22 protein-coding genes are annotated in these 23,770 nt (G+C 70.3%); 14 read left to right on the top strand and 8 right to left on the bottom strand.

Translation table 11 applies throughout. The features are described from left to right. Nucleotides 1-193: 193 nt before the first annotated feature. On the bottom strand, nt 194-1,369 hold the full coding sequence (locus tag AB0D49_RS24420) for a class I SAM-dependent methyltransferase (protein WP_362761013.1): 1,176 nt from the start codon (nt 1,367-1,369) through the stop codon (nt 194-196). 166 nt (nt 1,370-1,535) lie between these two features. On the opposite strand from AB0D49_RS24420, the gene AB0D49_RS24415 reads away from it, so the two are divergent. The 5 genes from AB0D49_RS24415 (at nt 1,536) to AB0D49_RS24395 (ending at nt 6,752) form a co-directional block, all read left to right on the top strand. After that, nucleotides 1,536-2,699 carry a hypothetical protein gene (locus AB0D49_RS24415; protein ID WP_362761011.1) on the top strand — a complete coding sequence of 388 codons (1,164 nt, stop codon included), beginning with the start codon at nt 1,536-1,538 and terminating at the stop codon, nt 2,697-2,699. After that, nucleotides 2,687-3,958 carry an activator-dependent family glycosyltransferase gene (locus AB0D49_RS24410; protein WP_362761009.1) on the top strand — a complete coding sequence of 424 codons (1,272 nt, stop codon included), beginning with the start codon at nt 2,687-2,689 and terminating at the stop codon, nt 3,956-3,958. The genes AB0D49_RS24415 and AB0D49_RS24410 overlap by 13 nt, the downstream gene beginning before the upstream one ends. 59 nt (nt 3,959-4,017) lie before the next feature. Beyond that, nucleotides 4,018-4,332 (top strand): muconolactone Delta-isomerase family protein, encoded by a 315-nt coding sequence (locus AB0D49_RS24405; RefSeq protein ID WP_362761008.1) that lies wholly within the window; start codon nt 4,018-4,020, stop codon nt 4,330-4,332. Continuing rightward, nucleotides 4,322-5,497, top strand: a complete 1,176-nt coding sequence (locus AB0D49_RS24400) for a class I SAM-dependent methyltransferase (protein ID WP_362761006.1) — start codon at nt 4,322-4,324, stop codon at nt 5,495-5,497. Before AB0D49_RS24405 ends, AB0D49_RS24400 begins: the two co-directional genes overlap by 11 nt. A gap of 85 nt (nt 5,498-5,582) precedes the next feature. Then, nucleotides 5,583-6,752, top strand: a complete 1,170-nt coding sequence (locus AB0D49_RS24395) for an SRPBCC family protein (protein ID WP_362761004.1) — start codon at nt 5,583-5,585, stop codon at nt 6,750-6,752. A 19-nt stretch (nt 6,753-6,771) separates the two neighbouring features. Here the strand turns inward: AB0D49_RS24395 and AB0D49_RS24390 are convergent, their stop codons facing one another. From AB0D49_RS24390 to AB0D49_RS24380, 3 genes are all read right to left on the bottom strand, one after another. Beyond that, nucleotides 6,772-8,424 carry an FAD-binding oxidoreductase gene (locus AB0D49_RS24390; protein WP_362761003.1) on the bottom strand — a complete coding sequence of 551 codons (1,653 nt, stop codon included), beginning with the start codon at nt 8,422-8,424 and terminating at the stop codon, nt 6,772-6,774. Further along, entirely contained in the window at nt 8,421-9,608 is a 1,188-nt protein-coding gene (locus AB0D49_RS24385; RefSeq protein ID WP_362761002.1) for a cytochrome P450, read from the bottom strand. The genes AB0D49_RS24390 and AB0D49_RS24385 overlap by 4 nt, the downstream gene beginning before the upstream one ends. A 198-nt stretch (nt 9,609-9,806) precedes the next feature. Beyond that, on the bottom strand, nt 9,807-10,307 hold the full coding sequence (locus AB0D49_RS24380; protein WP_362761000.1) for a MarR family transcriptional regulator: 501 nt from the start codon (nt 10,305-10,307) through the stop codon (nt 9,807-9,809). Nucleotides 10,308-10,456: 149 nt separating this feature from the next. On the opposite strand from AB0D49_RS24380, the gene AB0D49_RS24375 reads away from it, so the two are divergent. The 3 genes from AB0D49_RS24375 (at nt 10,457) to AB0D49_RS24365 (ending at nt 14,533) form a co-directional block, all read left to right on the top strand. Further along, a complete protein-coding gene (locus AB0D49_RS24375; RefSeq protein ID WP_362760998.1) occupies nt 10,457-11,866 on the top strand; it encodes an MFS transporter in 1,410 nt (469 codons plus the stop codon). Between the two features lie 172 nt (nt 11,867-12,038). Beyond that, the gene (locus AB0D49_RS24370) at nt 12,039-13,973 is read left to right on the top strand and encodes a DEAD/DEAH box helicase (protein ID WP_362760996.1); all 1,935 of its coding nucleotides are present in this window, start codon (nt 12,039-12,041) and stop codon (nt 13,971-13,973) included. Beyond that, nucleotides 13,973-14,533, top strand: coding sequence for an SWIM zinc finger family protein (locus AB0D49_RS24365; RefSeq protein WP_362760994.1), 561 nt, complete (start codon nt 13,973-13,975; stop codon nt 14,531-14,533). The genes AB0D49_RS24370 and AB0D49_RS24365 overlap by 1 nt, the downstream gene beginning before the upstream one ends. Nucleotides 14,534-14,614: 81 nt before the next feature. On the opposite strand, the gene AB0D49_RS24360 is transcribed toward AB0D49_RS24365, so the two are convergent. Together AB0D49_RS24360 and AB0D49_RS24355 are read right to left on the bottom strand one after the other, a co-directional pair. Continuing rightward, nucleotides 14,615-15,328, bottom strand: a complete 714-nt coding sequence (locus AB0D49_RS24360) for a class I SAM-dependent methyltransferase (protein ID WP_362760992.1) — start codon at nt 15,326-15,328, stop codon at nt 14,615-14,617. Next, complete coding sequence (locus AB0D49_RS24355; protein WP_362760990.1) at nt 15,321-16,259, bottom strand: SRPBCC family protein; 939 nt, start codon at nt 16,257-16,259, stop codon at nt 15,321-15,323. Before AB0D49_RS24355 ends, AB0D49_RS24360 begins: the two co-directional genes overlap by 8 nt. A 345-nt stretch (nt 16,260-16,604) precedes the next feature. Here AB0D49_RS24355 and AB0D49_RS24350 point away from each other — a divergent pair, with 345 nt between their 5' ends. Beyond that, nucleotides 16,605-17,195: a response regulator transcription factor gene (locus tag AB0D49_RS24350; RefSeq protein WP_362760988.1), complete on the top strand. Its 591-nt coding sequence runs from the start codon at nt 16,605-16,607 to the stop codon at nt 17,193-17,195. On the opposite strand, the gene AB0D49_RS24345 is transcribed toward AB0D49_RS24350, so the two are convergent. Both AB0D49_RS24345 and AB0D49_RS24340 read right to left on the bottom strand, forming a co-directional pair. Beyond that, nucleotides 17,164-18,078, bottom strand: coding sequence for an AfsR/SARP family transcriptional regulator (locus AB0D49_RS24345; protein ID WP_362760986.1), 915 nt, complete (start codon nt 18,076-18,078; stop codon nt 17,164-17,166). The genes AB0D49_RS24350 and AB0D49_RS24345 overlap by 32 nt on opposite strands. A gap of 150 nt (nt 18,079-18,228) precedes the next feature. Then, nucleotides 18,229-19,002 (bottom strand): cyclase family protein, encoded by a 774-nt coding sequence (locus tag AB0D49_RS24340; RefSeq protein WP_362760984.1) that lies wholly within the window; start codon nt 19,000-19,002, stop codon nt 18,229-18,231. A 339-nt stretch (nt 19,003-19,341) separates the two neighbouring features. Here AB0D49_RS24340 and AB0D49_RS24335 point away from each other — a divergent pair, with 339 nt between their 5' ends. The 5 genes from AB0D49_RS24335 to AB0D49_RS24315 all read left to right on the top strand — a co-directional run bounded on the left by AB0D49_RS24335 (nt 19,342) and on the right by AB0D49_RS24315 (nt 23,752). Next, nucleotides 19,342-19,785 carry a nuclear transport factor 2 family protein gene (locus AB0D49_RS24335; protein ID WP_362760982.1) on the top strand — a complete coding sequence of 148 codons (444 nt, stop codon included), beginning with the start codon at nt 19,342-19,344 and terminating at the stop codon, nt 19,783-19,785. A gap of 203 nt (nt 19,786-19,988) precedes the next feature. Further along, a complete protein-coding gene (locus AB0D49_RS24330) occupies nt 19,989-20,759 on the top strand; it encodes an SDR family oxidoreductase (protein ID WP_362760980.1) in 771 nt (256 codons plus the stop codon). 37 nt (nt 20,760-20,796) lie between these two features. After that, nucleotides 20,797-21,171 carry an antibiotic biosynthesis monooxygenase family protein gene (locus AB0D49_RS24325; protein WP_362760978.1) on the top strand — a complete coding sequence of 125 codons (375 nt, stop codon included), beginning with the start codon at nt 20,797-20,799 and terminating at the stop codon, nt 21,169-21,171. Between the two features lie 11 nt (nt 21,172-21,182). Then, on the top strand, nt 21,183-22,472 hold the full coding sequence (locus AB0D49_RS24320; RefSeq protein ID WP_362761268.1) for a beta-ketoacyl-[acyl-carrier-protein] synthase family protein: 1,290 nt from the start codon (nt 21,183-21,185) through the stop codon (nt 22,470-22,472). Between the two features lie 26 nt (nt 22,473-22,498). Further along, entirely contained in the window at nt 22,499-23,752 is a 1,254-nt protein-coding gene (locus tag AB0D49_RS24315) for a ketosynthase chain-length factor (RefSeq protein WP_362761267.1), read from the top strand. Nucleotides 23,753-23,770 lie beyond the last annotated feature (18 nt).

Raw genomic sequence — 23,770 nt, 5'->3', positions numbered from 1 at the left:
CACGACAGTCACTCAGCGTGCGGGTGACCATGTACAAGTTCGCGCCACAACAGGCGTGAGGCGAACCTCGCCCGGGGGGGGCTGGGGAGGATGGCCGCAGTTGGGGAGTGCCCAGGGAGAAGCGGGCGCATGGCAGGGCACGCCTCCCAACGACGCCGAAAGAACCATCCACGCAGGTCAGCCACTCAAACCGTCACTGGGCCGGGTACCACGTCCTCGGGTCCTCCGTGCGGGGGACCCAGCTCGGGGTGCCCTGCTCGGTGTTCACGCCCTTCTCGATCACCACGAGGTTGTGGTGGACATGGACGCCGGTCACCGTCCGCTCCGTGGTGGAGGCCGGGCGGTCGGCCGGGCGGATCTGTTCCTGGTGGTTGAGGCCGTCCAGCAGGGTCTTCACAAAGCCCATCGAGGTGCTGGAGGCGTTCAGGTCCGTGCTGCCGCCCCAGCCGGGCCAGTAGCTGGACTGGGTGTCCTCGACGACATACAGCCCGCCGGGCCGCAGGCTCGGGAAGAGCGCCGCGAACGAGGTCAGGACATGCTCGCTGAAGTGGCTGCCGTCGTCGACGACGATGTCGAAGGGGCCGTGTTCCGCCGCGAATCCGGTGAGGAACGCGGGGTCGCCCTGGTCGCCCTGGAAGGTGCGCAGCCGGGGCTCGTCGACCCCGTGCTTGGGGTAGAGGTCGAGGCCGTAGACCTGGCCCCGGTAGAAGTAGTGCTTCCACATGCGCAGTGACGCGCCGCCCAGGTCCGGGGCGTCGTAGCCGCCGACGCCGATCTCCAGCACCTTCACCCGGCGGTCCCGCAGCGGCTCGAAGTACCGCTGGTAGTGCGGGGTGTACCAGTGTCCGCCCCACTTGTCCGCGTCGAACCGTACGGCGAGCGAGGTGAGGTCGGTGAAGCGGCCCTCGATCGCCTGTGTGGCCTGGTGGGCCGCCAGTACGGCGAGCCGTCGCTGCCGTAGCCAGGGGTCGTCGAGGGACAGGCCGTGCGGTTCGTCGGAGTCGCGGACCAAGAGGGCGCGGGTGGCGTCGTGGCGGCCCGGGGAGAAGACCGCGCGCAGCAGTTCCGGGAGATCCTGTTGATAGGTCGCCGGGGCGAGGGGGTCGTGGCCGGGCGCCACCTCGTGCGTGTCCGGGCCGAGGGTGAGCAGATAGCGCAGCCGCTGGTCGGCCCATCCGAGGTCGAACTGCACGGTCGTCTTCTCCGCAGGGCCCGGGAGCAGCCGGGTCCGTGCGGCGATCTCCCTCAGCAGCGCCTCGGCGACCCGCGCGGGGCCCAGTTCCGTCAGCGCGGCGTCGGCTTCGCCCGGGGGGCGGTCGGACAGGCTGATCAGCTCGGCCAGCCGGTGGTCGTCCATGACCGGTTCCATGCGGTACTCCTCCAACGCGTCGTCCGGGGGTGCGGGCCGGCCGTGCAGCCGGGGCCGCGTGGGGACGCTAGGCGCGTTGTCTCGGGGGGCGCTCAAGGAGGGCTCGACCGGCGGGGTTCGAGGAGTCCCCGAGGGCGCGTCGAGCCGCTCCGGTCACAGTCGAGCCGTGGAGACACGGACGGACAGTGAACTCGGCCGCTTGCTGCTGACCGAGCGAGGCATGCAATGGCTGTATGCGCAGGGCGGCGATCCCTACGCCCGGCTGCTGCGGGGCGAGGAGGACGACTGGCGCGGGCTCGACGACCCGATCCGGGAGCGCGGGCCGCTGCATCGCAGCCGTACGGGGGCCTGGGTGGCCGGGAGTCATGGGCTGGGGGTGGAGATCTTCCGGGACGCGCGCCTGGTGCCGCGGATGGCTCGGGGTGGCGGTGTGTGCGGAGCGGTGGATCTCGGCGCGGTCCAGCTCGGGTCGGCGGGTTCTGAGGCCGTGGGGCTCGGGGTGGCTGGTGCTGGGGATGTGGAGGTGTGGGGTGGTGAGGTCGAGCGGTTGTGCGGGCGGGTGATCGACGGGGTGGGGGGCGTGTTCGACCTGGTCCGGGATGTCGTACGGCCGGTTCTGGTCGCCGTGGCCGGGGAGGTGCTCGGGGTGCCCGGCGGGCGGCGAGCCCGTTTCGCGGAGTGGTGCGGTGCGGTGGGGGCGGCCTCGGACGCGGTGCTGTGTCCGCCGGTCCTTCCCCGGGCCCTCGCCCTGGGCGATGCGCTGGGCGGGCTTCGGGCTCTGGTGAGGGAGCTGGAGGACGCCGATGACGACGCCTCGGTCGCCGCGGGGATGCTGGTGTGTGTCGTGGGGGTCGAGGTGGCCGTGAATCTGGCCGCCAACGCGGTGCTCGCGGTGCTCACGGACCTTGAGCGGTCCGGGTCCCGGTGGCCGGAGTTCGGGCGGGAGCCCGGGGCGGCGGAGTCCCTGGTCGAGGAGACGCTGTGGCGTGATCCGCCCGTACGGCTGGACAGCCGGATCGCCCGGGAGGACCTCGAACTCGCGGGGCGGGAGATCGCCGCGGGGGACGAGGTGGTGGTGCATGTCGGCGCGGCCCACCGGGACCTGCCGGCCGGCCGCTGTCCGCTCCCGCTCGCCGACGGGACGTACGCCGGTGACGTCGCGCCGATGGTCCGGGCATCGGCCGCCGCCGTGCTGCGCGCGCTGCCCGGACTGCGCCCGGCCGGGCCCGTGGTACGGCGGCTGCGGGCGCCGGTCACCCGGAGCATCGTCCGGTTCCCGGTCGCCGTGACCGCCGCTCCCGCGAAAGGGCTCGCACCATGCGCGTTCTGATGACGTCGCTCGCCGTCGAAGCCCACTTCAACGGCATGGTCCCGCTGGCCTGGGCGCTGCGGGCGGCGGGGCACGAGGTACGGGTGGCCAGCCAGCCGGCGCTGACGGAGGCGATCACGCGGGCCGGGCTGACCGCCGTACCGGTGGGCACCGACCATGTGCACAACGATCTCGTACGGCAGCTCGGCGCCGAACTCACCGGCTTCTACCGGGACATCGACTTCACCGGGGAGCGCGGCGACGACTATCTGTCCCTCAAGGGCGCCAACACCCTGCTCACCGCCACCTTCTACGCCCAGGCCAACAACGACCCGATGGTGGACGACCTGGTCGCCTTCGCCCGGCACTGGCGGCCCGATCTGGTGATCTGGGAGCCCTTCACCTTCGCCGGGGCGGTGGCGGCGCGGGCCAGCGGGGCCGCGCACGCGCGGCTGCTCTGGGGGCCCGATCTCTTTCTGCGGATGCGGCGGGCGTTCCGGGGGCAGATGGACCAGCTGCCCGAGGAACTGCACGACGACACCCTGGAGGAGTGGCTGACCTGGACCCTCGCGCGCTTCGGCCGCGGGTTCGCCGAGGAGGTGGCGACCGGGCAGTGGAGCATCGACCAGATGCCGGCGAGCGTCCGGCTGCCGCTGGGGCAGCGGACCGTCCCGATGCGGTACGTGCCGTACAACGGCCGTGCGGTCGTCCCGGAATGGCTGCGTGAGCCGCCCGGACGGCCGCGGATCTGCCTCACCCTGGGCATCACCTCCCGGGACATGGCCTACCCGCGGCTCTTCTCCCTCGACGGGCTCTTCGACGCCGTCGCCGAGCTGGACGTCGAGATCGTCGCGACCCTCACCGACGCGCAGCGCGCCGAACTGGGCCGGGTGCCGGACAACCTACGGGTCGTGGACTTCGTGCCGCTCCACGCGCTGCTGCCGGAGTGTTCGGCGGTCGTGCACCACGGTGGTGCCGGGACCTGGTCGACCGCCGCGGTGTGCGGAGTGCCGCAACTGGTGGTCGCGGACATGTGGGACAACGTCCACCGGGCGCGGCGGCTGGCCGAGCTGGGCGCGGGGCTGTTCCTGCCGCCGGACGAACTGACGCCGGCCGGTCTGCGGGACGGTCTGGAACGGCTGCTGACGAAGCCCTCGTTCCAGGACGACGCGGCGCGGCTCCGGGCGGAGATGCTGGCCGCACCGAGTCCGGGCGATGTGGTGGCGCGGGTGGAGGAGCTGACCCGGGAGCACCGGGAGGACGGCCGGGACCGGCCGTGACCGGCCGGGGACTCTGCGATGAGGACTGTGTGATCAGGGATCTGTGATGAGGAGGACGGATGGCGTTGTTCGCGGTACTCGCGACCCAGGCACCGGCGGCGGGAGAACGGCAGGAGTTCCTGCGCCGGCTCCCCGAGGGATTCGCCTACACGAGAGAGCTGGTGGAGAAGGGAGTGATCCGGCACAGCTGGATACGGGTCGGCGCGTCCGGCGGCCTGAACATCTATGACGTCGACTCGCACGAGGAGCTGCTCGCGGTGCTGTACGGCAACCCGGTGAGCCCGCATCTGGCGTTCGAGGTGATTCCGCTGGCCCGGCCGGAGAGTTTCGATCCGGCGGCCTATCTCACGAAGTGGAACTCCCATGACCACTGACAGCGCACTGCTCCGCCGGGTCGTCCGGTCCGGCACCGCCTCCGACGCGGAGATCGCCGGGCTGCTCAAGGACGCCGGACTGGACGCCGTGGTGCGCGTCCTGGTCGACGAGGTGCTGTTCCGCTGTGACGAGCCCGTCAACACGACCCCCGTCGATCTCGCGCTCGACCTCACCCATGGGAGCGAGCGGCAGCGGGTGGTGTTCCGGATCGTCCGGGACCGGCCCATCGAGGTCGTGGACGCCGAGGGCGCGGTGATCCGGCGTGAACTGCGGATGGACGTCGCCGACCTGGTGCGCCGGCTGTTCGGGCGGGCGGACCACCGCCGGGCCGGTGACTTCCACGACATCTTTCTGCCCACCCGCCCCGAACGCCTCGCGGACCTGCCGGACGTCCTCGCGGCGACCAGCCAGGCCTCCGGCACCCTGCTGTCCGGCTGCACCGTCCCGGCCGTCGACCTCGGCGCGCTCTCCGTCGCCTACGGGTCGGACAAGTGGGCCAGTTTCCACTGGTACACGGCCCATTACCAGAAGGAGTTCGCCCCGTACCGGGACGAGCCGGTGCGGCTCCTGGAGATCGGGATCGGCGGGTTCGACGGACAGCTCGGCGGGTCGTCCCTGCGGATGTGGAAGAGGTACTTCCATCGGGGCGCCGTCTTCGGGCTCGATCTGTTCGACAAGTCCGCGCTCGATCAGCCCAGGCTCACCGCGCTGACGGGGGACCAGGGCGATGCCGGCGCGCTGGCCGCCCTCGCGGAGGAGCACGGGCCCTTCGACATCGTCATCGACGACGGCAGTCATGAGAACGAGCATGTCCGGATCTCCTTCGAGGCGCTCTTCCCGTATGTGCGCCGGGGCGGCCTCTACGTCATCGAGGACCTCCAGACCTCCTACTTCCCGAGGTTCGGCGGTACGGCGGGCGGTGTGGCCGGGCCCGGCACGTCCGTCGGGCTGCTCAAGAGCCTGCTCGACGATCTGCACTACCAGGAACAGGACCCGAAACCGGACGGGCCGCCGACCGTGACCCAGGACACGGTGGCCGGAGTGCGGGTCTACCGGAACATCGCCTTCATCGAGAAGGGCGTCAACGGGGAGAACGGAATACCCGGCTGGATGGACGACGAGGCCTGGGTCGCGCTCGGCGCGATTCCTCCGGCGGCGGACTGAGGGAGCCCGGGGCGGGACCCGGAGGCCGAGATGCGGCGATGCGGCGATGCCTAGATGCCTAGATGCCTAGATGTGGAGAAGAAGCATGGGACTCAGCGAAGTGACGGAAACCATCGGGCAGAGGGGTGTGGACGAACTCGCCGCGGCGCGTGCGGAGCTGGCCCGTTATCTTCAGGCCGATCCGCCCGCCCTCAGCCTTCCCTCCGTCCTGTTCACCTCGCCCCAGGTCTACGAGACCGAGCGGGACCGGATCTTCGCCGGTTCCTGGATCTTGGTGGGGCACCGGGACCAGTGGGCGGCCCCCGGGGACTATGTGGCCCTGGAGATCGCGGGCGAGCCCGTACTGATCACCCGGGGCACCGACGGACGGCTGCACGGGATGTCACCGGTCTGCCGTCATCGCATGATGCCGCTGGTCGAGTCCGGCGCGGGTCATGCGAAGGACTTCACCTGCGGCTACCACCTGTGGCGCTACCGCCTCGACGGCACCCTGCTGGCCGCCACACATATGCGGGACAACGCCGATTTCGACCCCGACCGGTGCCGGCTGCCCGCCTTCGCCGTCGAGGAGTGGCGCGGGCTGGTCTTCGTCAACCTCCGGGCCGATGCCGCTCCGCTCGCCGGTGAACTCGCCGGTGTGGACCGGGACCTCGCCCACTACCGCCTCGACGACATGGTCCAGGTCGCCACCTGGACCGAGGAGTGGCGGTGCAACTGGAAGGTGGCGGTGGAGAACGGCTACGAGAACTACCACGCCATCGGGTTCCATCCGGACACCGTGAAGCCCCTCATGACCGGCGGCATCGATATGGAGGTGCACGCCGACTCGCCCGTGATCACCCGGTTGCTGACCCGGACCGGGGAGCCGATGGAGCCCGCCGTCCTGCCGCTGACCGACGAAGAGAAGCATGTCCTGTACAGCTTCCGGATGTTCCCGTGCAGCAGTCTGGCGACCTTCGGCGAGAGCATCGCCTGGATCAGCCTCGTTCCGCTCTCCATCGACCGCACGGAGGTCCGCGGGGGCACACTCATGCCCGCGGCGGCCCTGGAGGGCGCCGACATCGAGGCGATCCGTCAGCAGACCGAGCAGTTCACCGGCCTGATCAACGCCGAGGACCGGCGGGGCCTTGAGGCTGTCCAGCGGACCATCGGCTCCCGTTTCATCCAGCGCGGGCATCTCAGCCCCAAGGAGCCCGGGGTCCTGGCCTTCTACCGCAATCTGGCCCTCGCCCTGGGGGAGGACGAGGGCCGATGACCGACGGGCACCGGGAGTGTCAGTCCGGCTGCCGGTCCGGGAGCCGGATCGACAGGCCGTGGTGGAACACGTCACGAGGGTCCCAGCGGGCCTTCACCCGTTGCAGCCGCGGGTAGTTGTCCTTGTAGTACAGCGTGTGCCAGGGCGTACCCGAGGTGTTCCACCGCGGATCGGCCAGATCGGTGTCGGGATAGTTGATGTAGGACCCGTCGCTGATCTCCCCGGGCACCGGCACACCGCCGGTCTCCGCGAACATCTCCCGGTAGAACTCGCGCATCCACCGGATGTTGCCGTCGTCCGCCGCCGCGTCGGTCCAGGTGTCGAAGAAGAACGCCTTGAGCACCGCGTCCCGCTGGGCCGTCGCCGTGGCGTCCGGCGGCACCGCGGACACCTTCCCGCCGTAGGCGGCCAGCAGGATGCCGGCGGCCGGATTGCCGTACTCCTCGTCGGTCAGTCTGCGGTAGAGGGTGTCGAGCTGGGTGTCCGCGAAGCCCTTGCGCAGATAGGCCGCCTTGCACTTCGCGCGGAGCCCGAAGACCGTGTCGGCCACCCGGGGGTAGAGCATGGAACGCAGCCAGGTCGTCGTCCGGACATCGTGGGTGTACGGCACCGCGACCCCGTCCGTGACGGCCGCGACGTAGGAGTCCACCAGGTCGCGCGCTCCGGGTCGCCCGGCGTCCAGCTGCGTGCTCAGGGAGAACACACCCGACTGGCGGCGCAGCGCGGTCAGGATGCTGAACAGGGCGGCGTCCGGGGAGTCGGGGGTGTTGTGCTCCGTGTGCCAGCGGCCGTGGTTGCGCAGCAGGCGGCGGAAGGCGTCCGGGGTCATGTCCGCCCAGGACCACTGGACGTAGCTGTCCAGTACGGCGGCGGGCGGGGCGGGGAGTTGCCGGGCGGGTCCGGCGTGCCGGGTGCCCGGGGTGCGGAACCAGTAGCGGGTGACGATGCCCAGGTTTCCGCCGCCGCATCCGGTGTGGGCCCACCACAGGTCCCGGTGCGGGTCGTCGGCGTCCCGGGTGGCCACCACGGCCCGCGCGGTGCCGGAGGCGTCCACCACCACGACCTCGACACCGTACAGATGGTCCACGACGCAGCCGTGCAGCCGGGTCAGGGGGCCGTAGCCGCCGCCCAGCACATGCCCGCCGATGCCGACGGTCGAGGTGAGACCGGCGGGCAGGGTCACGCCCCAGCCCTTGAGCAGGGTGCGGTAGACGGCGCCGAGTTGGGCGCCGGGCTCGATGGCGAAGGCGGCGCGCTGATCGTCGTAACCGATGGAATGCATCTCGGAGAGGTCGATGAGGAGCTGGGTGGTGGGGGAATCGACGAAGTCCTCCAGGCAGTGGCCGCCGCTGCGGGCCACGACCCGGGCGCCGGTGCGGACCGCCTCCTGGACGGCCTGGACGACCTGCGCGGTCGAGCCGACGACCCGGATCTGGCGGGGGTGGCACCGGAAGCGGGCGTTGCCCGCGGTGGAGAGTTCCGGGTAGCGGGGGTCGCCGGGGGTGATCGTGACGGGGCCGAGGGCCGGTGCGGGGGGTGGCGCCGCCGACGCGGTGGTGGGGGTGAGGGCGGTCGCGGTGGCGGCCAGCGCGGCTCCGTCCGTGAGGAGTCTTCTCCGTGAGGGGTGGGAGCGGCCCTCGGGGCTGTCGCCTTCGGGTTGTCCGCGCCTCATGCGGCGACCAGGTCGAGGGGGAGCCGTTTGGCGCCCTGGAAGCCGTGCGGGTCGTGGTAGACGATCGGCTGGTCGGACGGGACGGAGAAGTCGCGGTAGCGGTCGAACAGGGCCTGGAGGGCGATCCTGACCTCCAGGCGCGCGAGCGGTGCGCCCAGGCAGAAGTGGACGCCCATGCCGAAGGCCAGATGACGGATCTGGGCGCGGCGCGGGTCGAAGGTGTCCGGGTCCTCGAAGGCGTCCTCGTCCCGGGAGACCGAGACCAGGGCCACGCTGACCTGGGAACCCGCGGGTATCTCGCAGCCGCCCAGCTGGACCGTCCGCCTGGCCCTGCGGTCGAGCCAGAACAACGGGGAGCGGTACCGGAGGACCTCCTCGATCATGTTCGGGAGGAGGCCGGGATCGGCGCGGACCTGCCGGGTGATGTCCGGGTGCTCGTCCAGGCACAGGACCGCGTTGCCGAGCAGGGTGCTGGTGGTGAGATGGCCGGCGATCAGCAGCAGGGCGAGAAAGCCCACGATCTCCTGGTCGTCCAGCCGCTTGCCGTCGGTCTCCGCCGCGACCAGGTCGCTGATCAGGCCCTCGCGGCGCGAGGTGCGGTACGCGCGGACATGGGCGAGCAGATAGGCGTTCATCTCGCGGATCGACGGGGCCATCGCGGCCACGCCCTCCTCGCTGAAGATGGCGTCGATGCCGTTGTCCACCAGCAGGGCATCGGCCCAGCTGCGGAAGAGCGCGCGGTCGGCGACCGGCAGACCCATCACCTCGGCGATCACGACGATCGGCAGGACCTGCGCGAAGTCGGTGACCAGGTCGATCCGGTCGCGGTCGCGGGCCGCGTCCAGCAGTTCGCCGGCCACCGTCTCGATACGGGGGGCCATGCCCGCCACGAACTTGGGCGTGAAGCCCTGGCTGACCAGACCGCGCAGCTCACGGTGGCGCGGCGCGTCCATGTTCTGGAAGTTCCCCTTCGAAAACGTACGGAGGTCTTCGTGGTCCGGGATGAATTCGCTGAGATCGTTGGAGAACCGGCTCGCGTCGGTCGCGACGGCCATCGCGTCGACATAGCGGAACACCTGCCACCGCCCGGTGGCCTGATCCTGGCTGACCGGCTCGTGCTCGCGCATGTACCGGTACCGGCTGAGCATCTCGCGCACCTTGTCGGGGACGTGCGGTCCACCCATCGAACACGCTCCTCGGGCTGCTGAGGGAGTTCACGTTTCGGGTGCATCCCATCGGACTGGGCTCGAACGGCGGTGGAAGAGCGGTGGAACCCAGCCGTCCGGCTTCGCGGTTCTACGGCCGTCCGCCTCGGTCCTTCTACGGTCCTCCGTGTCCGTGTCCGTGTCCGTGTCCGTGTCCGTTTCCGGGTCCGTGGTCCGTCAGCCGTCCGCCTCCGTGGATCGCAGCCGGTCCACCTCCACCGCGGCGCTGTCCCGTGCGGACTCGACGAAACGCAGCAGCGTATGGAGCTGGTCGTCGTCGAAATCGGCCAGGTCGCCATGGGTACGGGCGGTCAGTCCGGCGTAGTAGGTGGTGATCCGGTCCAGGCCCTCCTCGGTCGGCTCGATCACGATCCGCCGCCGGTCGTCCGGGTCCGGCACCCGCTTCACACACCCCGCGTCGGCGAGCCGGTCGATCATGCGGGACGTCGAGCCGGGAGTGAGGCCGACCCGTCCGGCTAGAACGCTGGCCGTGGCGGGGCCGTCCTGGTGCAGCGCGTGCAGACAGTGGAAGTCGGTCGCGACCACGCCCATCCGGTGCGCGATCAGCGAGTTGATCTGGATGAGCTGCGTGATCCACTCCGGGAGCGCGCCGACGATCTGGTCGGCCAGCGGCCGTTCGGCGCCGGTCCGGGTGGTGTTCTGAGGCTTGTTCGTCATGTTGACACGCCCCGACCCTCTCATTAGATTGTGCCGCGCAATCATTGCGCCGCGCACTAAGTGCGTGACGCACTATAATATCGTTCCCGTTCGAGGAGCAAGCAGTGTCCAGCCGCCGTCCCCTGGCCTTAGTCGTCATTCTGCTGGCGATGTTCATCGACCTCATCAGCGTCACCATCCTGAATGTGGTGCTGCCCTCCCTTCAGACGGACCTCGACGCGAGCCCGGCCGCGCTCCAGTGGACGCAGGCCGGATACAGCCTGGCGCTCGCCCTGGGGATCGTCAGTGGCGCCCGGCTCGGCGATCTGCTGGGCCACAAACGGGTCTTCATCGCGGGCATGTTGGGCTTCGCCGCCGCCTCCGCGCTGTGCGCCCTGTCCGTGCAGGCGGAGATGCTGGTCATCGCCCGGGTGGTGCAGGGCGTGTTCGCGGCGGCGGTGATCCCGCAGGTGCTGTCCCAGATCCAGGTGATGTACACCGCCGAGGAGCGCGGCGGCCCGATGGCGGCGTACGCCTCGTTGTCCGGCCTCGCCGCCACCCTGGGCCCGATCGTCGGCCCGGCGCTGCTGGAGTGGGACCTGGCGGGCGCGGGCTGGCGGATGGCGTTCTGGGTGAATGTCCCGCTCGCCCTGCTGGTCGCCTTCGCCTCGGTGAAACTGCTCCCCGACAGCCGCGCCGACGGTGCCGCCCGCCTCGATGTCACCGGCGTCGCCATCTCCACCGTGGGCCTGGTGCTGGTGCTCTACCCCCTGATCGAGTTCGTGGACCCGGACAAGCGGGGCGTGTGGTCGTACGTGTCCATGGCGGCCGGAGTCGTGGTGCTCGGCCTCTTCGCCGTGTACGAACGCCGGGTGAGCGCCCGGGGCGGGTCCCCGCTGCTGGAGATGTCCCTGTTCAAGTTCCGCTCCGTGCAGGGCGGTCTCCTGGTCCAGCTGCTCTTCTTCGTCCCGGCGATGGGCTTCTTCCTGGTCTTCATGCTCTTCCTCCAGCACGGCATCGGGATGAGCCCCATGGAGTCGGGCCTGATGATGCTGCCCTGGTCGATCGCGGTCCCGGTGTTCGCCACCCTCTCGGCCGCCGTGCTGCTGCCCCGGATCGGCCGGCTGACCGTGCAGCTCGGGCTGATCGTGATGGCGGTCGGGTTCGCCCTGATCGCGTTGGCGGCGGCCGGGGCGAGCCAGGACACCGGCTGGACCGATCTGTTCTGGGGTGTGCTGGTCGGCGGCGTGGGCATGGGCATGTTGGTGGCACCTCTGATGCAACTCACCCTGAACGACATGCCGGTGGAGTCCGCGGGTTCCGGTTCCGCGCTGTACAACACCATCACCCAGCTCGCCGCCTCGGTCGGCGTGGCGGTGGTCGGCACCGTCTTCTTCAGCGGCGTCGAGGGCGTCGCGCAGACTCCCGCCGCCGTCGCCGAGGGGTACGGCGACGCGCTGGCGACCTCGCTGTGGCTGGGCGTGGCTCTCCTCGGCGTCGCGTTCCTCAGCAGCTTCCTGCTGCCACGCGGGCCGGTCGCGTCGGCGGACGCTCCCGCCGGTGAGGTGATCAGTGCCTGAAGGGTCTGAAGCGTCTGGAGGGGCTGGGGCGCCTGGGGCGCCTGGAGGGTCTGGGGTGCCTGGAGGATCTGAAGCATCAGGAGGTCCTGGAATGCCTGGAGCACCCGGAGCACCCGGAGCACCCGGAGCACCCGGAGCACCCGGAGCACCCGGAGCACCCGGAGCACCCGGAATGCCTCACGTGCCCGACGCCGCCGCGGTTCCCGAGCTGCCCGGCCGGCTCCAGGCCACCTTCGTTCCCGCCGAGGGCGCGATGGCCTGGTGGGGCGTGGCCGATCTGGACACGGCGGTGCGCGCGCACGGGCTGCCGACGGGCCGGACGGCCACCTGCCGCCTCGCGCTCCCGGGCCCTGACCGGGTGGTCCCGGCGACCGTCGATGTCCGCTACGCCGATCTCGACCAGGCGCTCCCCGCGCTGCGCGCCCTCGACCCGGCGCGCGGCGGGCCGTACAGCGCCTCGTTGCGGGTGTGGCGAGACGCGGCGGCGCTGCTGGACGGCGGCGGGCCCCTCACTGAGCCGGACCCGCCGCTCGCCGAGCCGGACCCGCTGGACCCGCCCTTCGCCGAGCTGATCGGCCGTATGCCCACGGCGGCCCACGCCGTACTCGACTCCGAGGGCACCGCCGTGCTCTCGGCGCCCGCCCTGCTGCGGCAGTTCCGGGAGGTCGTCGCCACCCGGGGCGCCCTGCGCTCGACGGCCGTCCGTGCCCGGCTGCGGCCCTACCAGGTGCACGGCGTGTCCTGGCTGCGCTCCCTGCCCGGCCTCGGCGGCGGGGCGATCCTGGCCGACGAGATGGGTCTCGGCAAGACGCTCCAGGCGATCTGTCTGCTGGCCACCCGCCCGGCGACCGGACCGCATCTCGTGGTCTGCCCGACCTCCCTGCTCGGCAACTGGCGGCGGGAAATGGAGCGTTTCGCGCCCGGCACCCCGGTGATCGGCTACCACGGGCCACGGCGGACCCTCCCGGACCCCCTCTCCCCCGGCACCGTCGTCGTCACCGGCTATCCGGTGCTGCGTACCGACCGGACCCTGGAGAAGACCGCCTGGGACGTGCTCGTCCTCGATGAGGCCCAGCAGATCAAGAACCCGGACGCCCTGGTCAGCAAGGCAGCCGCCCGCCTCACCGCGGAGGTCCGGATCGCCATGACCGGAACGCCGGTGGAGAACCGGCTGGAGGAACTCTGGTCGATCCTCCATGTGGCCAGCCCCGGTCTCCTCGGCACCCGCGCCCGTTTCCGCCAGCGGTTCGCCGCCCCCATCGAGCAGCGCCGTTCCGCGTCCGCCGCGGCGGCCCTGCACACCCTGGTCGCCCCGTATCTGCTCCGCCGTACCAAGGCCGAAGTCGCCGCGGAACTCCCGGCCAAGCAGTACTCCACGGTCGTCTGCACCCTCTCCGAGGAGCAGGCCGGCCTCTACCGGCAGGCCGTCGACCGGGCCTTCGACGACGGGCTCGGCGGTGGGATCGAGCGCCGGGGCCGGGTGCTCGCCCTGCTCACCGCGCTCAAGCAGATCTGCAACCACCCCGCCCAGTACCTCCGCGAACAGGACGCGACGACCGGCCGCTCCGGCAAGTTCGACCGGGCCGCCGAGATGCTGGCCGAGATCGTGGACGACAGTGACCGCGCCCTGGTGTTCACCCAGTACCGGGCCATGGGCGAACTGCTGTCGGCCCATCTCTCCGAGGCCCTCGGGACGGGACCGGTCCCGTTTCTGCACGGCGGCCTGTCCATCGAGCGGCGCGACCGGCTGGTGCACTCCTTCCAGGAGGACGCGGACGCGTCGCCGGTCCTGCTGCTGAGCCTGCGCGCCGCCGGGTTCGGACTGAACCTGACCCGCGCCAACCATGTGATGCACTTCGACCGCTGGTGGAACCCGGCGGTGGAGGAACAGGCCACCGACCGGGCCCACCGGATCGGCCAGCAACGCACCCTCCATGTGCACACCCTGGTCACCGGGGGCACCATCGAGGACCACATCGCCCGGCTGCACGAGACCAAGCGGGGCTTCGCCGACGTCGTCTCCGGCAACACCGAGGCCGCCCTGGCCGATCTGTCCGACGACGAACTCCACGCCCTGCTCGCCCTCGACCCGGGAGCCCTCACCTGATGCCGGCCGAATTCGGAGCCACCCCCTGGGGACGCGCGTGGGTACGGACGGTCGAGTCCACGGTGGCGTCCGCGCCCAACCCCGCGCTGCCCAAGGCGCGCAGCCTCGCCCGCAACCACGCCGTCACCCTGAGCGTCGGCACCGGGTCCGTCGAGGCCGATGTCATGGTGTCCGGGACGGGCCAGCCGGTCCGGCTCCAGCTGCCCTGCTGGTCCGACCAGGAACGGGCCGACGCCGAGCGTCTGATGGCCAAGGCCCTGGACGAGCACCGGGGACTGGCCGTCGGCGATCTGCCCGACAGCCTTGAGGCGGATCTGCGGCGCGACGGCATCGGGATCGCGGTCCCTCTCGACGATCTGACGGCCCACTGTTCCTGCCGGGTCCGGCGTCGGCCCTGCGTCCATGTGCTGGCCACGCTCTACGCCCTGTCCCAGCGGGTGGACGAACGGCCACGGCTCGCCGTGGAGCTGCGGACCTCGGCGTGGGAGCCCGCCACGCCCGCCGATCCGGACTGGACACCCCTGGCGGAGCTGGGCGTGGCGGACTTCTACGGGACGTGAGGGATGTCAGGGGTGTCAGAGGCGTCAGGGATTTCAGGGGCGGGCGGGATGCGCGGGGCGGGCGTGGTGTGGACGGCGGATTCAGGCGGTGGCCTCGAAGAGGGCCACCGATCCGCGCACGGTCAGCCGGTAGTCGGTGAACCTGCTGCTCAGTTCGGTCTCCAGTCCGCTGAGCGAGTCGTCCCGGTTGTCGAACGTCCCCTTCTCGTTGAGCGAGTCCAGCATCTTGTACGCCCGTCCGCTGTGCGGGACCCCCTCGGTGAGCACGGTGCTGCCGAAGATCCGGCCGCCCGGGACCACATGGGCCCGGACATGGTCGAACACCCTTGCCTTGTGGGCCATCCCGCCCGGCAGACAGTGCAGCAGGAAGTTCAGCCCGGCGGAGTCGTACTTCTCTCCCTCGTGCCCGTCCTTCCCGGCCCTCTCCCCCTCCTCGCCCAGCTCGAACGGCGAGAGCACATCCCGCTGGTAGGCGAGCGGCTCGAAGCGGCGCAGCCGGGCGGCGGCCTTGCGGAGCACCACCGGGTTGAGATCCACGAGCGCTATCCGGGGGCGGGCGGAGCGATGGTGGCACCGGTCGAGGAAGAAGCCGGTGCCGGGCCCGAGGTCGAGATGGCGTTCACCGATGTTGCGGTCGTACCCGGCCAGCATCTCGGCGCGGTCGCAGCGCCAGACCCGGCGGCAGATGATGCCCAGGACAAGGATGTCGTAGAGGGAGAGCACCTGCCGGGTGTAGGTCGCCGTGCCGGTGAGTATCTGCGCCTGAGTGGGGCCCGGCCCCGGTCCGTCAGACACCGGCACGCTCCTCGGCGTAGGCCTTCGACAGCCGCAGATTGCCCATGCTGTTCGCGCTGAGGATCCGGCGCAGATACTTGCGCGCGTCGAGGACCGAGGTGCCCTCGCCGAGGATCGGCAGCGCGGAGGGTTTGATCGTCGCGGTGTGGCGGGCGCCGAGGACGAAGCCCTCGCGGGTCGGGGTGAACTTCCAGTGCCCGGTGTGGCCGGTCAGCAGTTTCGGCAGATGGATCTGCTTGTAGACGATCTTGTCTCCGGGCAGGCAGATCCGCACCGAGCGGGTGGTGTGCGCCGAACCGTCCGGGGTGGTGGTGTCCATGTCGAAGAACTGGATGTTGGGCACCTTCTCCTCCAGCACCAGCCGGGAGACATGCGGAATACGCTCCGGCCACTTGTCGGCCTCGTACAGATAGGCGTACGCGTCCGCGATCGAGCCCGCCACGAACAGCGGGTCCTCGAAGTCGACGACCAGGTCCTGGCGTTCCTCATGGCGCTCGGCGGCGTCGGCGATTGAGGCCAGGAACTCCCGGAGTTCGCGATCGGCGAGCGCCGCGTCGGCCGTATCGGACCTGTCGCCGGTCGTCTCCTGCTCGGCCCGCACCTCGGTGGAGGCGCCGGACCGCTCATGGAGAGTCCAGGTGCCGCGCCGGCCGGCCGCCGTCGGTTCGGCCGGGTCGAACTCGTAGCCGATCCGCAGCGCCTCCCGGTCGAACCACCAGCGGGCCCGCCAGGTGCGTACGGTGTGGTCGTCGATCACCCACCAGTGCCGGAACTCCTCGGCCCCGTCGCGGTGTCCGAGCGGCTCCGCGTGGACGGACGGGCCGTGGAACTCGGGCCAGTGAGAGAGTCCGGCCAGCAGATCGAACACCCGTGGTGCGGGCGCGCTGATGGACACGGTGTGCCGGAGTGCGTCTTTCCCCAGAGTCGGCATGGCCGAATTACCTCCGTGTGGTTGTCGGTCAATGACCCGCCACCAAGATTCGGGGCTCCGACTTGAGTACCTGTGGAACCTCACTGGATAGCCGGGGTTTTTCGGGTGCATGGCCTGAAATCGGTGATCAGGGTCATCGGAGACGAGTCGGGGAGTTTTCTCGATCCACTCAATGTTCACCTATCTCTCACGTCATCCGGCTGGCGAGGGCGGGACGCGGAAAATCGGTGGCCTTTCATGCGCCGAGAAGGTCATCTACTGTTCAAGAAGATGCGCCGTGAGTGCCGCCTCGCCGGAGATGGCTGAAAACATCTCCCGCGCGTCGGCCAGGTAGATGGGGGATAGATGGTTCGGGTGCTCATTGCCGATGAAATGCCGATGATACGGGGGGCTTTGGCCGCACTTCTGGATCTGGAACCGGACATCGATGTGGTGGCCGAGGTGGGCCGCCTAGATCTGGTCATTTCCACGGCCATGGCCAGTAGTCCCCAAGTGGCCGTACTGAACGACGACGGGATCGAGATCGTCTCGGAACTACGGATCAAAGCGCCCGACACCCAGGTTCTGGTGCTTTCCTCGATGGCTCAGCCGAGGCTGCTCAGGGAGGCCCTCTCCGCGCAGGTGTCCGGTTTCATTCTCCGCGAGGAACCGCCCGCTCAACTGGCGACGGCGGTGCGCCGGATCGCGGCGGGAGAGCGGATCATCAATCCGCAACTGGCGCTGAAGGCGCTGGACGCCGACGAGACCCCGCTGACGGACCGGGAATTGGAGGTGTTACGGCTGTTCGCCAGCGGACTGGAGCCCAGCGACATCGCCGGGATTCTGTCACTCCAGGTCGGTACGATCCGGAATTACCTGACCGCGATCGTGTCGAAACTGGCCGCGCGGAATCGCGTGGACGCCATCAGAATCGCGAGCCGGATCGGCTGGCTGTGACCCCGGCTTTCGCGGAGCGGACCGTCTGGCACTCGACCGGTTTCTGCTGGGCGCGGATCGTCTGGCGCTCGAAGTCCAGCCCGTCCACGGCCTCCAGAGCGTCGAGCAGCGGATCCCCGGCGAGCACCGCCTGGTGCAGACGGCGAAGCCGGGCCGACGGCTCCAGACCCAGCTCCTCGATCATCGTGTCCCGCAGCTTCTGATACGCCTCCAGGGCGTTCCAGGAGCGGCCGGAGCGATGCAGGGCGATCATGAACTGCGCGCACAGGTTCTCGTGCATCGGATACTGCATGGTCAGCACGGTCAGTTCGCTGAGCAGCTCCGCGTGCCGGCCCAGCCGGAGCCGGGCCGTGAGCCGCCCCTCCACGGCGGCGAGCCGCGCCTCCTTCAACCGCATGACCTCCGGTTCGAGGACCCGTCCGATGGATACGTCGACCAGTGGCGGGCCGTTCCACAGGGAGAGCGCCTCGGTGAACAGGGCGGAGGCGGCGGCGTCCTCCCCGGAGGACGCCGCCGAGCGGGCCCTGTCCGACAGCGCCTCGAACTCATGGACGTCGATATCCCGGGGATTCACCCGCAGCAGATATCCGTTGTGCTGGGTGACGAGAATGTCCTTGGCCGTCGCCCGATCGCCGTCGCCCTGGGCGGCTTTCAGGGCGGCGTCCAGGTTTCTGCGTAACTGCAGAATGTAGGTCTGAAGCGTCGTCGCGTAACTGCGGGGTGGATCGTCGCCCCAGATTTCCTCGATCAGTGTTCCGACACTGATGGCGCGGTTGGCGTTGAGGGCGAGCAGGGAGAGAACCTGCCTCGGCTTTCCGGCGCTGGGCACCAGGGAGATCTGGTTCTCCTGTGCGACGAGAGGTCCAAGAGTCTTTATCTGCATGAGAGAAATTCCTTCTGCTCAGCGGCAAACTCCGTTCGCCTCATCCTCGCACGGGGGTCGTCGCCGAGAACAGTGGTGCTCTCATCTGTCGTCTATGAAAGTCGAATCCGTCGTCCATGAAAGTCGAACGGCGAACAGTGAATCCGTCATTCACACGAACGCGACCGCCCGGGTCCAGCCCGCCCCCGCGCCGGTGATCTTCACCGGGAAGCAGGACACCAGGAAGCCGTGCGGCTCGGGCAGCGCCCCCAGGTTGGCCAGACGCTCGATCTGGCAGTACTCCCGGTCCCGGCCGACGACATGGGCCGGCCACAGGACCGAGCGGTCACCGGTCTTCCGGTACCGCTCGATGATGTTCCCGAAGGGCGCGTCCAGGCTGAACGCGTCCGTGCCGATGACCCGCACGCCCAGGTCGAGCAGCATGTGCACGGCGTCCCCGTCGAGGCCGGTGAAGTCGGTGAAGTACGCCGGGGTGCCCGCCCGCTGGTCCGCCCCGGTGCGCAGCAGGACGATCTCGCCCGGCGAGGGGACGTACTCGATCCGCGCGAACGCCTGCTCCAGCTCGGCGGGTCCGACCGCCCCGGTCTCCTGGTCGGTCAGATCGAGCACGACACCCCCGCCGTGGAACCACTCCAGCGGCATCTCATGGATGTGCCGGGGCGTCCCGTCGCCGTAACCCGCCCGCGATCCGTAGTGCGAGGGGGCGTCGACATGGGTTCCGGTGTGGGTGGTGAGCGTCATCCGGTCCAAGGAGAGGAACTCTCCGTCGGGCAGGACGGACGGGTCGAAATCGATCCCGAAATGCTCCTTCATCTCCGCGCTCATATGGAGGGCGCCCTCCCGCGGGCTGAGGATCTCGTGGGTCACGGGATCGGGCTCGTACGCCCTCGCGTCCACGGATGAGGAAAGGTCGATGATGCGCACGCCGCCTCCAATTGTCCGCCGGTCCGCCGATACGCCGGGCCACCGGGACGCCGGGTTACCGGGTCACCGGGTCACCGGGTCACCTGTCCGGCCGCCTGGCTGTCCGCCCGTCCGCCCGTCCGCCTGTCCGCCTGTCCGGGGTCCGGGTGTCCAGGTGTCCTGAGTCGTCGCCGGTCATCCTCGCCCCGGTGTCTGGAGCCGCGTTGGAGTGTCGCTTCAGCGGCTTCTCAAGCGAGGCTCGAACGGCCTGTGCCAGCGTGTTCTCCCCCCGAGCCGGATGACAGGGGGGAACAACAGCGACACCGGCGACACCGGCGACAACACGGAGGAATGAAAGCCATGCCCGTACTCACCGGCCACCAGCGGACCTTCGACGGCATCTACACCGAGGTGCAGCAGTTCTACGCCCGCCATATCCAGTTGCTGGACGAGGGCCGCGCGGAGGACGCCGCCGCCACCTTCACCGAGGACGCCTCCCTGGTCTCCCCGCCCAAGATCCCGGAGCCGATCCAGGGCCGCGACCGGCTTGCCGCGGGGCTGCGTACGGCGGCCGACGAACTCGCCGCGGAAGGGGTCCGCTACCGGCGCTGCCACACCATGATGGCGGTGGAGACGCGCCCCGACGACCGGCTGTTCGTCCGGGCCTATGTCCAGGTGATCCGCACCCGGCGAGGTGGCGAGGCGACCCTGCACGCGATGTGCGTGTGCGAAGACATCCTTGTGCGGGAGGACGGTGAACTCAAGGTCCAGGAGAGGGTGGTGACCCGCGACGACTGCCTCTGAGGAGGCCGGCTCCGAGGAGACCGCCTTCGAGGTGATCTCGTCCGCTACCACCGCATTCGCGACCCCCGCCGTCCGCGAACACCCCATTGGCGACCCCCGCATTCACGACGACCGCCGCCGCGACGTCTCCCCCGGCGATGACCGCCTCGGTGGTCGACAGCCCGTCGACCGTCGCTCTAGTGGTGGTCCCTAGCGTCGGTCGGGTGACCACCTCTCAGGACAGCAGCGGGGCCGCCCGTGGCGTGATCGTCACCGGTGGCGGCACCGGTATCGGCCGGGCCACCGCACGGGCCTTCGCCGCCCGCCAGGACCGGGTCCTTGTCGTGGGCCGGTCCGCCCACACCCTCGCGGAGACCGCCGAGGGCCACCCCACCATCCGTACCCTGTCCGTCGATCTCACCGATCCCGGTGCGGCCGACGCGATCGTGAGCACCGCGCTCAGCGCGTTCGGCCGGATCGACATCCTGGTCAACAACGCGTCGACCGCCGCACCCGCACCGCTGGAGAAGATCGAACCGTCGGCGGTGGACGAACTGCTGGCCCTGAACCTGCGCGCCCCGATCGCCCTCACCCGGCGTGCCCTCGACGCGCTGACCGAGACACACGGCACCGTCGTCAACCTCAGCAGCGCCGGTTCGCTGGGCCGCCGCGCCTGGCCGGACTTCTCGCTCTACGGGGCGAGCAAGGTCGCCCTGGACTTTCTCACCCGCACCTGGGCCGTGGAACTCGCGCCACGCGGAATCCGTGTGGTGGCCATTGCCCCCGGGGTGATCGATACCGGAATGGGCATCCGTATGGGATCGAGTCCCGAGGAATACACCCGCTTCCTTGAATGGATGAAGTCCGTCACCCCGCTGGGCCGGGTCGGAAAGCCCGAGGAGATCGCCTGGTGGGTGACCCAAGTGACGCAGCCCGAGGCGGATTTCGCGACCGGTGCGGTCATCGCGGTGGACGGCGGAGCCAGCATCACCTGACCACCTGAACAACCCGACAGCGGAGGAGAGTCATTTCATGTCGTCCCACTCGCCCACCTCACCCATGTCACCCGAGTCGCCCCAGCAGAAATACGACGCGGCCGGGAGCGGAGTCGTCACCTTCGTCAACCGTTTCACGGTGCACAGCGCGCCGGAGGAATTCGAGAGGGTGTTCGCCGAGATTTCCGAATTCATGATCCAGCAGCCCGGATTCCTTCAGTACACCCTCTCCCGGAGCATCGACGAGGAGAAACGGGACCAGTACATCAACATCGCCCTGTGGACGGACGTCGAGTCCTGGCAGCGGGCCGTCGCCCACCCGGGTTTCCAGGACCACGCCAAGGAGATCCGGTCCCGGACCACCAACGCCGGGGAGCTCTACGCCCCGCGCCAGTCCTACTCGGTCACGTGACCCGGCCCGGGATGAACCGGCGGGTCGTGATCACCGGCATCGGCGTGGTCGCGCCCGGCGGCACCGGCACCAAGAAGTTCTGGGACCTGGTGTCGTCGGGCCGTACCGCGACCCGGCGCATCTCGTTCTTCGACCCGGCGCCCTTCCGTTCCCAGATCGCCGCCGAGTGCGACTTCGACCCGGCGGCCGAGGGACTCTCCCCGCAGCGCGTCCGCCGGATGGACAGGTCCGCGCAGTTGGCGGTGGTGAGCGCCAGGGAGTGTGTGCAGGACAGCGGCCTCGACCTGGACACGCTCGACCCGGCGCGCACCGGAGTCGTCGTCGGCAGCGCGGTCGGCTGCACGATGGGCCTGGAGGAGGAGTACGTCGTCGTCAGCGACGGCGGCCGGAAGTGGCAGGTCGACGAACGCTATGCCGTACCGCATCTGTTCGACTACTTCGTGCCCAGCTCCCTCGCCGCCGAGGTCGCCTGGGAGGTCGGTGCGGAAGGGCCGGTGGCGACGGTGTCCACCGGGTGCACCTCCGGACTGGACTCGGTCGGGCAGGCCGTCGAGCTGATCGCCGAGGGGTCGGCGGACGTGATGATGGCGGGCGCCGCCGACGCGCCGATCTCGCCGATCACCATGGCCTGCTTCGACGCGATCAAGGCGACGACCCCGCGCAACGACGACCCGGCGACGGCCTCCCGCCCCTTCGACCGCACCCGTAACGGCTTTGTCCTCGGCGAGGGTTCGGCGATGTTCGTCCTGGAGGACCTCGGTCACGCGCTCCGGCGCGGGGCGGACGTCTACGCCGAGATCTCCGGCTTCGCCTCACGCTGCAACGCCTTCCACATGACCGGACTCAGGCCGGACGGCAGGGAGATGGCGGAGGCGATCCGGGCCGCCCTGGCCCAGTCCCGGACGGCACCGGAGGACATCGGCTACATCAACGCCCATGGCTCGGGCACCCTCCAGAACGACCGCCATGAGACGGCGGCCTTCAAGCGCAGTCTCGGGGAGCACGCGTACCGGACCCCGGTCAGCTCCATCAAGTCGATGATCGGGCACTCCCTCGGGGCCATCGGCTCCCTGGAGATCGCCGCCAGTGTGCTCGCGATGCGGACCGGGGTGATCCCGCCCACCGCCAATCTCCATGAGCCGGATCCGGAGTGCGATCTCGACTATGTGCCGCTGGTGGCGCGGGAACGGCGGGTCGACACGGTGCTCAGCGTGGGCAGCGGGTTCGGCGGCTTCCAGAGCGCGATGGTGCTGCGCAAGCCGCGGGCGGCGCTGCGGGGACCGGAAGGCGGGGCGGCGTGACGGCCGCGGCCACCGTGGTCACGGGAATGGGTGTGGTCGCGCCCACCGGCCTCGGTTCCGAGCGGCACTGGGAGCGCACCCTGCGCGGCGAGTCCGCGATCGGCCGGATCACCGCCTTCGACCCGGAGCCGTACTCCAGCGGACTGGCGGGCGAGATCACCGGGTTCGTGCCGGCCGAGCATCTGTCCGCGCGACTGCTGCCGCAGACCGACCATATGACCCGGCTGGCCCTCGCGGCGGCGGCCTGGGCCATCGAGGACGCGGGGGTGGACCCCGACGGGCTGCCGGAGTTCGGGATGGGGGTCGTCACGGCGAGTTCGGCCGGCGGGTTCGAGTTCGGCCACCGGGAGCTGGACAAGCTGTGGCGGCTGGGGCCCGAGCATGTCAGCGCCTATCAGTCCTTCGCATGGTTCTACGCGGTCAACAGCGGTCAGATCTCGATCCGGCACGGGCTGCGCGGTCCGAGCGGAGTGCTGGTCACCGAGCAGGCGGGCGGTCTCGACGCGGTCGCGCAGGCACGGCGCCGGGTACGGGCCGGGACGCCCGTGATGGTCTGCGGTTCCGTCGACGGCTCGCCCTGTCCCTGGGGCTGGGTCGCCCAGCTCGCCGGGGGCCGGATCAGCCCGGTCGACGACCCCGCCCGCGCGTATCTGCCCTTCGACGAGGACGCCACCGGACATGTCCCCGGCGACGGCGGCGCGCTGTTCGTCCTGGAGAGCGAGGAGGGGGCGCGGGAGCGCGGGCTGACCTCGTGGCACGGCGAGATCGCGGGGTACGCGGCGACCTTCGACCCGCCGCCCGGCTCCGGCCGCCCCTCGACCCTGCGCCGGGCCGTGGAACTCGCCCTCGACGACGCCGGTCTGGCGCCGGACGCCATCGGGGCCGTGTTCGCGGACGGCTCGGGCACCGCCGCCGACGACCGTACGGAGGCGGCGGCGCTGCGCGAGGTCTTCGGACCGTACGGCGTCCCGGTCACCGTGCCGAAGACGATGACCGGCCGGCTCAGCGCGGGCGGGGCGGCCCTCGACCTGGCCACCACCCTGCTGGCCCTGCGGCACGGGGAGATCCCGCCGACGGTGAATGTCTCCCGGCCGGTGCCGGAGTACGAGTTGGACCTGGTGACCCGGCCCCGGCGGACCGCGCTGTCGGCCGTGCTGGTGGTGGCCCGGGGGCACGGCGGTTTCAACGCGGCCATGGTCGTGACCCGGCGCCACGGTCCCCACGACCTCCGCGTTCCTGAGAGGGCCCACGTTCCTGAGAGTGTCCGGAGTCCCGGCTGACCTGATGAAGAGGTGGAC

It is taken from the genome of Streptomyces sp. NPDC048290 (genome assembly GCF_040652095.1).
Lineage (GTDB): Bacteria > Actinomycetota > Actinomycetes > Streptomycetales > Streptomycetaceae > Streptomyces.
Note: the sequence above shows the minus strand (reverse complement) of the source record. Positions and strands in the feature narration are given on the sequence as shown.